This is a genomic window from Stenotrophomonas sp. PAMC25021, assembly GCF_004795795.1.
In the GTDB taxonomy this organism is placed as follows: Bacteria; Pseudomonadota; Gammaproteobacteria; order Xanthomonadales; family Xanthomonadaceae; genus Stenotrophomonas; species Stenotrophomonas muris.
Window position 1 is genome coordinate 3,775,695 of sequence record NZ_CP039255.1, and the last position, 11,793, is coordinate 3,787,487.

General features: G+C 67.1%; 7 protein-coding genes. 6 read left to right on the top strand and 1 reads right to left on the bottom strand.

The window, feature by feature from the left end:
- Positions 1–44: 44 nt before the first annotated feature.
- From mtnA to E5790_RS17460, 5 genes are all read left to right on the top strand, one after another.
- Positions 45–1,109, top strand: coding sequence for an S-methyl-5-thioribose-1-phosphate isomerase (gene mtnA, locus E5790_RS17440; RefSeq protein WP_014647652.1), 1,065 nt, complete (start codon positions 45–47; stop codon positions 1,107–1,109).
- 297 nt (positions 1,110–1,406) lie between these two features.
- Positions 1,407–4,133 carry a DNA gyrase subunit A gene (gyrA, locus tag E5790_RS17445; RefSeq protein ID WP_111207038.1) on the top strand — a complete coding sequence of 909 codons (2,727 nt, stop codon included), beginning with the start codon at positions 1,407–1,409 and terminating at the stop codon, positions 4,131–4,133.
- A 131-nt stretch (positions 4,134–4,264) separates the two neighbouring features.
- The gene (locus E5790_RS17450) at positions 4,265–6,793 is read left to right on the top strand and encodes a membrane-bound PQQ-dependent dehydrogenase, glucose/quinate/shikimate family (protein ID WP_111207039.1); all 2,529 of its coding nucleotides are present in this window, start codon (positions 4,265–4,267) and stop codon (positions 6,791–6,793) included.
- Positions 6,794–6,917: 124 nt separating this feature from the next.
- Complete coding sequence (locus tag E5790_RS17455; protein ID WP_111207040.1) at positions 6,918–8,006, top strand: lysozyme inhibitor LprI family protein; 1,089 nt, start codon at positions 6,918–6,920, stop codon at positions 8,004–8,006.
- 47 nt (positions 8,007–8,053) lie between these two features.
- Positions 8,054–9,685: a peptidoglycan-binding protein gene (locus tag E5790_RS17460; RefSeq protein WP_111207041.1), complete on the top strand. Its 1,632-nt coding sequence runs from the start codon at positions 8,054–8,056 to the stop codon at positions 9,683–9,685.
- A gap of 51 nt (positions 9,686–9,736) precedes the next feature.
- On the opposite strand, the gene E5790_RS17465 is transcribed toward E5790_RS17460, so the two are convergent.
- The gene (locus E5790_RS17465; protein WP_046431502.1) at positions 9,737–10,726 is read right to left on the bottom strand and encodes a zinc-dependent alcohol dehydrogenase family protein; all 990 of its coding nucleotides are present in this window, start codon (positions 10,724–10,726) and stop codon (positions 9,737–9,739) included.
- 120 nt (positions 10,727–10,846) lie between these two features.
- On the opposite strand from E5790_RS17465, the gene E5790_RS17470 reads away from it, so the two are divergent.
- On the top strand, positions 10,847–11,752 hold the full coding sequence (locus E5790_RS17470) for a LysR family transcriptional regulator (RefSeq protein ID WP_032962018.1): 906 nt from the start codon (positions 10,847–10,849) through the stop codon (positions 11,750–11,752).
- The last annotated feature ends 41 nt before the right edge of the window (positions 11,753–11,793 follow it).

An 11,793-nucleotide genomic window follows, 5' to 3' on the forward strand; every position in this document is an offset into this window, starting at 1 on the left:
CGGGCAGGCTCCAACCCTGCGGGGCGTGGCCCTACAATGGGCCCATGAACACTGCCTCTGACATCGACTACGCCCGTTACGACCACATCCGCCCGATCCTGTGGACCGGCGATGCCCTGCAACTGCTGGACCAGCGCAAGCTGCCGTTCGTGGTCGAGCACGTGGTCTGCCATGACAGTGACGAGGTTGCCAGCGCGATCCACGCATTGACCGTGCGTGGCGCGCCGGCGATCGGCATTGCCGCTGCCTGGGGTGTCGTGCTGGCTGCACGCGAGGTGCAGGCCGCCGATGGTGCGCACGCCCTGCAGCAGCTGGAACCGGCCCTGCAGCGCCTCAATGCGTCGCGCCCGACTGCGGTCAACCTGGCCTGGGCGCTGGCGCGCATGCGCCGTTGCCTGAACGCCGCCGGCGCCGACTGGAAGGCGTTGCTGGAATCGGAAGCGCAGGCCATCGCCGAGGAAGACCTGGCCGCCAACCGCCACATGGGTGCACTGGGCGCGGGCCTGATCGAGGCTGGCAGCGGCGTGCTGACCCACTGCAATACCGGCTCGCTGGCCACTGCGGGGTTCGGTACCGCGCTGGGCGTGATCCGCGCCGGCATGGCCCAGCACCGCATCGCCCGCGTGTTCGCCGGCGAGACCCGGCCGTGGCTGCAGGGCGCACGCCTGACCGTGTGGGAACTGCAGCAGGACGGCATCGATGCCACCCTGATCGCCGATTCGGCTGCCTCGCACCTGATGAAGACCGGCGCCGTGCAATGGGTGATCGTGGGCGCGGACCGCATCTGCGCCAATGGCGATACCGCCAACAAGATCGGCACCTACCAGCTGGCCATCGCCGCCCGCCACCACGGGGTCAAGTTCATGGTGGTCGCTCCGTCCTCGACCGTGGACATGGAGACCGTGGACGGCAGCCAGATCGAGATCGAGCAGCGCGACCCGGGTGAGCTGTACGGCGTGGGGGGTACCCGTACCGTCGCCGAGGGCATTGCTGCCTGGAACCCGGTGTTCGACGTCACCCCGGGCGAGCTGATCGACGCCATCGTGACCGAGCGCGGGGTCATCCTGAACCCGACCGCCGGGAACATGCGCACCGCCTTCGGCGGCTGAGGCGGGCAGGAAGGTCCCGGGGTCGGATCCCTTTTCGCAGGAAAGGGCTCTGACCCCAGGCAGGCCTCATCCACGCACGGCGTGGATCTACTGATTTCGCGCAGCCGAGCATGGGCTCGGCTCTACAGGGGCGGTATGGGGCTCTAAGTTCCTGATTTGTGCCGGTAAAATCCCCGTAAAGGGAGGCGGAAAACGGCCTGTTGTGGTAGTATCCGCAGGTTGAATCGAGGTTCCGGCGCGACCCCCTCCCGCAGAGGGCTGCGCCGGACTGGACCGCTACCAGACAACGGAACCCGAATGGCAGAAACCGCCAAGGAAATCATCCAGGTCAACCTGGAAGACGAGATGCGCAAGAGCTACCTCGATTACGCCATGAGCGTGATCGTGGGCCGCGCGCTGCCGGATGCGCGCGACGGCCTCAAGCCGGTGCATCGCCGCGTGCTGTACGCGATGAACGAACTCAACGCGCACAGCAACAAGCCCTACTTCAAGTCGGCGCGTATCGTCGGTGACGTCATCGGTAAGTACCACCCGCATGGCGATCAGTCGGTGTACGACACGCTGGTGCGCTTGGCACAGCCGTTCTCGCTGCGCTACATGCTGGTCGACGGCCAGGGTAACTTCGGTTCGATCGACGGCGACTCCGCTGCAGCAATGCGATACACCGAGGCGCGCATGTCGCGCCTGGCGCATGAGCTGATGGCGGACATCGACAAGGAAACCGTCGATTTCCAGCCCAACTACGATGAAAAGGAACTGGAGCCGACGGTCATGCCGACCCGGTTCCCGAACCTGCTGGTCAATGGTTCGGCTGGCATCGCGGTGGGCATGGCGACCAACATTCCGCCGCACAACCTGAGCGAATCGATCAACGCCTGTATCGCGCTGATCGACAACCCGGACATCGATGTCGACGGCCTGATGGAATACATCCCGGGCCCGGATTTCCCGACTGCCGGCATCATCAACGGCACTGCCGGCATCGTCGCCGGCTACCGCACCGGCCGTGGCCGCGTGCGCATCCGTGCCAAGGCCGATATCGAAGTGGCCGACAACGGCCGCGAATCGATCATCGTCACTGAAATTCCTTACCAGGTGAACAAGGCGCGTCTGATCGAGAAGATCGCCGAGCTGGTCAAGGAAAAGAAGATCGAAGGCATCAGCGAGCTGCGCGATGAGTCCGACAAGGACGGCATGCGCATCTACATCGAGATCAAGCGCGGTGAATCTGCCGAGGTTGTGCTGAACAACCTGTACCAGCAGACGCAGATGGAATCGGTGTTCGGCATCAACATGGTGGCGCTGGTCGATGGCCGCCCGCAGTTGATGAACCTCAAGCAGATGCTGGAGGCGTTCGTCCGCCACCGTCGCGAAGTGGTCACCCGCCGCACCGTGTTCGAGCTGCGCAAGGCGCGCGCCCGTGCCCACGTGCTGGAAGGCCTGACCGTTGCGTTGGCCAACATCGACGAGATGATCGAACTGATCAAGACCTCGCCGAACCCGAACGAAGCCCGCGAGCGCATGCTGGCCCGCGTGTGGGAGCCGGGCCTGGTCGGTGCGATGCTGGGTGCGGCCGGTGCCGAGGCCTCCCGTCCGGAAGACCTGCCCAAGGGCGTGGGCCTGATCGAGGGCGGCTACCAGCTGACCGAGATCCAGGCCACCCAGATCCTGGAAATGCGGCTGCACCGCCTGACCGGGCTGGAGCAGGACCGCCTGACCGACGAGTACAAGCAGCTGCTGGAAGTGATCGCCGGGCTGATCCACATCCTGGAAGATCCCGACCGCCTGCTGCAGGTGATCCGCGAGGAGCTGGTCAACGTCAAGGCCGAATTCGGCGACGAACGTCGCACCGAAATCCGCCACAGCGAAGAGGACCTGGACATCCTCGACCTGATCGCGCCGGAAGACGTGGTGGTTACCGTGTCGCATGCCGGTTACGTGAAGCGGCAGCCGGTGAGCGTATACCGCGCACAGCGCCGTGGTGGCCGTGGCCGCAGCGCGGCGGCGACCAAGGAAGAGGATTTCATCGAACAGCTGTGGCTGGTCAACACGCACGACACGCTGCTGACCTTCACCAGCTCGGGCAAGGTGTTCTGGCTGCCGGTCTACCAGCTGCCCGAAGCCGGTTCCAACGCCCGCGGCCGTCCGATCATCAACTGGATCCCGCTGGAGCCGGGCGAACGCGTGCAGGCCGTGCTGCCGGTGCGCGAGTACGCCGATGGCCAGTTCGTGTTCTTCGCCACGAAGAACGGTACGGTCAAGAAGACCCCGCTGAGCGAGTTCGCCTTCCGCCTGGCCCGCGGCAAGATCGCGATCAACCTGGACGAGGGCGATGCGCTGGTCGGCGTCGGCTTGACCGACGGCGAGCGCGACATCCTGCTGTTCGCCTCCAACGGCAAGACCGTGCGCTTCGGTGAAGACAAGGTCCGGTCGATGGGCCGTACCGCCACCGGCGTGCGCGGCATCAAGATGCCGCCGGGCGAGGAAGTGGTCAGCCTGATCGTGGCCGAGAGTGCCGGTGGCATCGAGGACGAGAACGAGGACGACAATGGTGTCGAGGACGCCGCGGCCAGCGCTGACGCGGTGATCGACGGCGCCGACGACGCCAGCGTTCAGTACATCCTTACCGCCACCGAGAACGGCTACGGCAAGCGCACCCCGCTGCCGGACTACCCGCGCAAGGGCCGTGGTACGCAGGGCGTGATCGGCATCCAGACCACCGAGCGCAACGGCAAGCTGGTCGCCGCAGTGCTGATGGGCTCCAGCGACGAAGTCCTGCTGATCTCCGATGGTGGCACCCTGGTGCGTACGCGTGGCTCGGAAATCAGCCGCGTCGGCCGCAACACCCAGGGCGTGACCCTGATCCGCCTGTCCAAGGACGAGAAGCTGCAGGCGGTGGAGCGCATGGATGCCTCGATCGACGAGGACGAGGATGAGGTGGCAGTGCCTGGCCCGGCCCCGGCCGCGACCACGACCGATGGCGCCCCGGCGGCTTCCAGCAGCGAGGACGCCGCACAGGAGTGATCCTGCCGCAAGGTTGAGCTACGCGACGACGCCGGCCCTGTGCCGGCGTCGTCGTATCCGGATGCCGCACATACGCGCGCGCTTCACGTCGGCGGTGGGATAACGGCGCATGCTGCCCCCGGAGATCGACGATGTCCGCCACGCCGCCGTCCGCTCCTGCTCCCGTCCGCGCCTCCCGGCATCCTCTCGTTACCGTGCTGTCGCTGCTGCTGGTCCTGCTCGGCCTGGTCATCGGCGGGCTCGGCGCGTGGTTGCTCAGCCTGGGCGGCTCGGCGTACTACGCCATCGCCGGGGCCGGCCTGCTGGCCAGTGGCCTCCTGTTGTTCGGCAATCGCCGCAGCGGCGCGCTGCTGTATGCGCTGGTGTTCGCCGGTACGCTGTTGTGGACCTGGTGGGAGTCGGGCAGCGACTACTGGCGCTGGGTACCGCGGCTCGGCCTGGTGACCGCGCTTGGCATCGTGCTGGCGCTGCTGGCGCCCACCCTCCACCAACCGGTTTCCAGGCGCCTGTCGCGCAGCGTGGCCGGCGTGCTGATGCTGGTGTTCGTCGCTGCCTTCGGATTGGCGTTCGCGCCGCACGGCGAAGTGGACGGGCACCAGCCGTTCCCGGAAGGCGCGGCCAGCGTCGGGCTGGAACCGACCCGCGACACCACCGGCCTGCAGCCGGCCGACCAGCCTGCCGAAGGGGACTGGCCGGCGTGGGGGCGCAGCAATGCCGCCACCCGCTATTCGCCGCTGCAGCAGATCACCCCGGCCAACGTGGCCACGCTGCAGCTGGCCTGGCAGTTCCGCACCGGCGATATGCCGAAGAAGCGCTGGGGTGCGGAAACCACGCCACTGAAGATCGGCGACCGTCTGTACCTGTGCACCGCCCGCAACCGCCTGATTGCACTGGATGCGGCCAGCGGCAAGGAAGTGTGGCGGTTCGATCCGAAGGTAAAGGACGCTTCGATTCCATACACCGCCGCCTGCCGTGGCGTGAGTTATTACGAGCAACCGGCCACGCCGATCCCCGCCGATGCCGCATTGGCCGATGCCGCTGCTGATCTGGCGTTGCCGGAACCGCCGCCCAGTGCCACCCGCAGCGCTGCACCGGGCAGTCGTCCGGCATGCTGGGCGCGCATCATCGAGGGCACGCTGGACGGGCGCATCATCGCGGTGGATGCCGACAGTGGCCGCCCCTGTGCGAATTTCGGCAACAACGGCCAGGTCGACATCACTCTGGGCATGGGCGAGGTGCCACCGGGCTATGTGTCGATCACCTCGCCACCGGCCATCGTGCGCGGGGTGATCGTCACCGGCCACCAGGTGCTGGATGGTCAGCGCCGCGACGCGCCATCGGGGGTGATCCAGGCCTACGATGCGATCACCGGCAAGCTGCGCTGGGCGTGGGACATGGACCAGCCCGAACGCAGCGGCCTGCCGCCGCATGAGCAGACCTACACGCGCGGCACGCCGAACATGTGGACCACCGCGACCGGTGATGAGGCGCTGGGGCTGGTCTATCTGCCGCTGGGCAATTCCGCTGGCGATTACTGGAGTGGCTCACGCACGGAAAACCAGAACCGCTACGCGACGTCGCTGGTGGCGATCAATGTGGCCACGGGCAAGCCGGCCTGGCATTTCCAGGCGGTGCGCAAGGATGTGTGGGACTACGACCTGGGTTCGCAGGCCAGCCTGATCGATTACCCGACGGCGGCTGGCAAGGTGCCGGCGCTCCTGCTGCCGACCAAGCAGGGTGATCTCTACATCCTTGACCGCCGCAACGGCCAGCTGCTGACCGCCGCCGAAGAGCGCAGGGTGCCGGTCGGCGGTGTCGAACCGGAACAACGCTCACCCACGCAGCTGTTCTCGCTGTATCACACGCTGCGCCGGCAGCATGACCTGACCGAGCGCGACATGTGGGGCATCACCCCGGTCGACCAGCTGATCTGCCGCATCCAGTTCCGCAAGGCGTACTACGAAGGCTTCTACACCCCGCCGAGCAGTGATCGCCATTCCATCGAATATCCCGGCTACAACGGCGGTTCGGATTGGGGAAGTGTGTCCATCGATACACGCCGCGGCGTGATCGTGGCCAACTACAACGACATGCCCAACTACAACCGGCTGGTGCCACGCGCCGAGGCCGACAGGCTGGGCTGGCTGCCACGCGAGAAGGTCCGGTTCGACAAGGGCGGCGCCGAAGGCGCGGGCGACCCACAGGTGGGCACGCCCTACGCCATCCAGGTGAACGCCGGTTGGCGCCTGCCTTTCACTGGTCTGCTGTGCAAGCAGCCACCCTATGGCGGCATCCGGGCCATCGACCTGCGCACCGGCAAGCTGCTGTGGGACCGTCCGTTCGGCAGTGCGCGCGGCAACGGACCATTCGGCATCCGTTCGGGCCTGCCCATCGAGATCGGCACGCCGAACAATGGCGGTTCGGTAGTCACCGCCAGCGGCCTGATCTTCATCGCCGCCGCCACTGATGACCTGCTGCGCGCCATCGACCTGAAGACCGGCAAGGAGCTGTGGCATGCCAAGCTGCCCGCGGGTGGCCAGGCCAATCCGATGGTGTACGCGCAGGGCGGGCGCCAGTACGTGGTGATCATGGCTGGCGGCCACCATTTCATGGAAACCCCGAACGGCGATTACGTGATGGCCTACGCACTGCCGAAATAGCGCTGCCGGCCTGAGTGCGGCCTACGGGCTGTGACCGCTGGTCGCTGAAGTTGCGCTGGCGACCGGGCAGCATCCATCATCGGAACAGGACGGGGCCGGCCAACGCCCCCAGGGAAGGAAACGCATGCTGAACTCCGAACGCCTGCCGGGGCGTGCCACCCGGTTGCTGGCAGGACTGCTTCTGCTTGGCCCTTGCCTGTGGACAAGCGCGCAGGCGTCGCCCCAGCCCGCGGCACGCAAGTTGCCCAGCGGTGCCGAACTGATCGCAGGCGATGCGCGCTCTCTGAGCCCCGCTCATGCGCCTTGCATGGCGGCCGCAGGCACCGCGCTGGACGCCCGTCGCCGTTGTGCCGACGCTGAACTCAAGGTGCACGACGATGCACTCAATGCCGCCTACAGCGCGGCGCGCTCCACACTGACCGCCAGTGATCAGCAGGTGCTGCGCGATCTGCAGCGGCAATGGCTGCGCCAGCGCGACAACCGGTGCCCGGAAGGCAGCACGGCCGTTGCCCAGCTGGATTCACAGCAGTGCCGCACGCACATGACCCTGCTGCGTGCCCGCCAGTTGCAGGGCGGCGGTGCGGCGGCGCTGGTGGCGGAAGCCAAGGCGGCCCCGGCGCCGGCGCAGGCCGCTGTGCATGCCGCCGATGCCGCGCCCGACAAGCAGGGCAGGATCGTCCTGCGGCCCGGCGAGGGCAGGCTCACACCGGCACTGCAGGTGGTCTTCCAGGTGACCGATTGCAGCGGCACCGACAACGTGACGACCTGCCAGGTGCGGAGCATGGGCGTGACCCGTGGTGGGCGCAACGTGGTGGTCACGGACGTGCAGCCGCGCCTGACCCGCGCCGGCACCGGTGCCCAGGGTGCGACCGCCGTGCTGCTGACCGTTTCGGATTTCAATGGTGATGGCGTGCCGGACCTGCAGGTGTGGCAGGACAACAGCGGTGTCTACAACGTTCCGGTGCATGCGTTCTACCTGTTCGATGCCAAGCGCAACCGCTATGTGCGTGCCAAGGCGTTGGAAGCGGCCATCGGTGGGCGCGACATCGACCATATCGACAATGGGCGGTTCGTGCTTCGCGCGAAGGTCAGCCCGTGCGAGCGCGAGGACAAGGTCATCCAGCTGCGCGGAACCGACACGCGCACGCTGCTGCAGCGCCGCTATGACACCTGCAGGGGCGAGGCCCCTACCGAACCGGACCTGCTGAAGTAGGTCTTCCCCCGACGAATGGATGCGTTCCGGAACTGGAGAGCTGAAGGATGAGCGAAGGCTATGGAAAAGGTGGGTCGGGCTTCGGCCTGACCCGGGACCAGTCGGTCGAGATGATCGTGCGTACCTGCATCGACAACGGCATTACCGACCATCGGCAGATTGCCTATGTGCTGGCCACGGCGCAGCACGAATCGCGTGATTTCGCCGCGCCCGAGGAAGACTGGGGCAGGAAGCAGGCGGTGGATCTGCGCTACTTCGGCGGCGAGGAGTACTTCGGCCGGGGCTTTGCCCACCTCACCCACGTCAACAACTACGAGCGGCTGGGCGAGGCGCTGGGGATCGGCCGCGAGCTGGTCGAGCATCCGGAACGGGCTGCCCAGGCAGACATCGCCACCAAGGTGCTGGTGGTGGGGATGCGCGACGGCCTGTTTGGTGCGCGGCTGTCCGACAACGTCAACGCCAACCATGCCGACTACCGGCAGGCGCGGGCCTCGGTCAATGGCGGTGAGCTGAACAACGGCAGTCCCTATCCAGACGCCATCGCCACACGGGCCACTGAATGGGAATCCCAGGTTGCCGGCCTGGTCCAGCGTGTGCAGCAACCAGGCTTCCAGATGCCGGTGCCGACCCCCCAGGCGCCCACCGGGGCGATGGACCTGCACCGGGGTGACGCCAACCAGCACGTGCTGGAAGCGCAGCAGTACCTGCAGCGCTTGGACATCCGCAACAACGCCAATGCCGCGATCAAGCCCGACGGTGATTTCGGCGCCTCCACCGAGCAGGCCGTGCGCCGCTTCCAGACCGAGCGGGGTATCAGCCCGGCCAATGGCCGCATCGACGCTGCGCTGCTGGAACGCATGCGCAGCGACACGCTGGCGGTCGATCCGGACTTCAAGCGCCGGACGGTGACCGACCTGACCGGGCCGCTGGCCGACGGCAACCTGGGCCCCGGTGAGAAGGGCGAGCCGGTGTTCGAAATGCGCCGGCAGCTGGAGGCGTCGGGGTACCTGACCGAACCGAACCCACGTGCCGAGCGCGATGCGCGCACGTTTGATGCCGGCATGCAGGCGGCCATGCGCAACTTCCAGCAGGACTATGGCCTGCCGCTGCGCCCCGGCGGCGTCATCGACACGGATGCGCGCCGGCAGTTGAACGATGCCGCCGTCGCTCGCGAGCATGCGCCGACCACCGAGTTCGACCGCGCGGAGAACTGGCCGCCGCAGCGTCCGCCCTATACGCGGGCGGAGTTCCAGCCGGAGCAGGTGCAGGCGCGGCAGCAGGCAGCGGCGAATGCACCGGTCGCTGGTCCGGCCGCGCCGGAGCCCGCACCGCAGCCCAATGGCATGGAATCGCTGTCGCCCAGGGACGCCGCGCTGTTCGAGCGCATCCGCCAGGGGGTACCTGACACCATCGGCGACGAGCACGTCATGCAGGCAGTGCTGGAGTCCAAGCGCAACGGCATCGATGATGCCGCGCGCGTCGACCGGGTGATGATGGCCGGAGACCGCCTGTGGGTTGCCGGGTTGATTCCCGGTGAGCGCGCCAGTGTGGATACGGCACAGCCGGCGCGCTCGATGGAGGAAACGGTGAATGATCTGGCCGGTGACAACCGGCAGCGCGAGCACCAGCTCACCCTCGAAAGCCGTCACCATGAGAACCGCGGGCCTTCAATGGCCTGAGCCTGCGGCAGCGACGTGCCCGCAGTGGGTCCGTCGCTGCCGGCAGGGTGTTTACAGCGTCACCACCACTTTGCCGATCTGTTCGTTCGATTCCAGGTAGCGGTGGGCGTCCTGGATCTGTGCGAAGGGGAACACCTTCGCGATCTTCGGCGCCAGCGTGCCCTTGTCCAGGCCGTCGACGATGAACGCTTTGGCACGTGCCAGCGCGGCATCGTCGGAGACGATTTCCGAGTACAGGTAGCCCTTCAGCGTCAGCGACTTGCCCAGCACGTTGAACAACGGGAACGGGGTGGGTTCGCTGCTCAGCGCGCCGTATTCCAGCAGGATGCCGCCACGGGCCATTGCCTCGGTCAGCGGCACGAACTGCGGGCCACCGATCGGGTCGAACACCACGCGGGCGCCGGCACCGCCGGTGATGCGCGCCACCTCAGCTGCCAGGTCCTGCTCCTGGGTGGCGATGACATGGGCGGCACCGGCATCGAGCAAGGCCTGGCGCTTGCCCGGGCCACGGGTCACCGCAATCGGCGTGGCACCCACTGCATTGGCGATCTGGATCGCGGCCAGGCCGACGCTGCTGCTGGCAGCGGTGATGATGACGGAATCCCCGGCGGCCAGCTGCGCCTGCTCCAACAGTGCGCCCCAGGCGGTGACGTACTGCATCCACACCGCAGCCGCCGTTTCGAAGCCCAGCGCCTGCGGGTGCTTGACCACCAGTCGTGCCGGCACGTTGGCCAGCTCGCCGTAGGTGCCCCAGCGGGCGATGTCCAGCGGCGGCACCACGCTCACCGCATCGCCAGCAGTGAATCCGCTCACCGCACTGCCGACCGCCTCGACCATGCCGGCCGCTTCATAGCCCAGCCGGCTGGGGAACTGCGCCTCCTGCAGATAGGCGCCGTTGCGGAACATCACCTCGGCACGGTTCAGGCCGATGGCCTTGACCCGGATCTGGACCTCGTCGGCTGCGGGGGCGGGAACATCGATGTCGTCGATGCGCAGCACATCGGCGCTGCCATATTCGTGGATGCGGACAACCTGGCTCATGGGGGGGCTCCTGGGCAAGGCCGGCGCTGGGGCCGGCGGAAAGGTGGAGGCTACTGTGCGCGTGGCCAGCCTCCAGAATAAGGGGTAATCTGGCGTTTCATTGAAAACCAATTGTTTGCAATGGACCTGATCGCTCCCCTGCGGACCTTCGTCAAAGTGGCCGAGGTTGGCTCCTTCGCCGCTGCCGCCGACGCGCTGGGCCTGTCGCCGCAGCTGGTCGGCAAACACGTGCAGTCGCTGGAACAACACCTGGGCGTGCGCCTGCTCAACCGCACCACGCGCAAGCAGAGCCTGACCGACTTCGGCCAGGCCTATCTGGCGCGTGCGCGGGTGATCCTGGAGGAGGTGGAAGGCGCCGAGCAGCTGGCCGAAGTAGCGCGCGGGCGGCCGATGGGGCGCCTGCGCGTCAGCGCACCGGTCACCTTCGGCGTGCATGCACTGGGGCCGGCGGTGGTGGCCTACCTGCAGCAGTACCCGGACGTGCAGGTTGATCTGAACCTGTCCAACAGCCTGGTGGACATCGTCGAGGACGGCTTTGATCTTGTGTTCCGCACCGGTGATCTGGCCGACAGTGGGCTGGTGGCGCGACGCCTGGGGCCGTATCCGCTGGTGCTGTGTGCATCGCCGGCGTACCTCGCATCGCGCCCGGCCATTGTCCATCCGGCCGATCTGAGTCGGCACGAGTGCCTGGGCTTCGCGCATTCGATCATCCGCACGCGCTGGAGCTTCCGCGATGCTGACGGCAGCGTGCTGAGCGTGCCGGTGTCCAGCCGCTTCATGGTCAACCAGGCCGAGCCGCTGCTGACCGCGGCAGTCGGTGGGCTGGGGTTGATCCTGCAGCCCCATGAAATGCTTGCCGCCGCGCTGGCGCGTGGTGAACTGGTGGAAGTGCTGCCGGACTACGTGCCGGTGTCGACGTGGATCAACCTGGTGTACCCGCGCGACCGCCAGCTGACGCCCAAGCTGCGCAGTTTCCTGGACTTCTGCGTGGCACGCTTCAGCGAGCAGACGATGGCACGGCGATAGCACGGCATCGGTTGGCATTCCTGTGACTGCCTGCGAAGGAT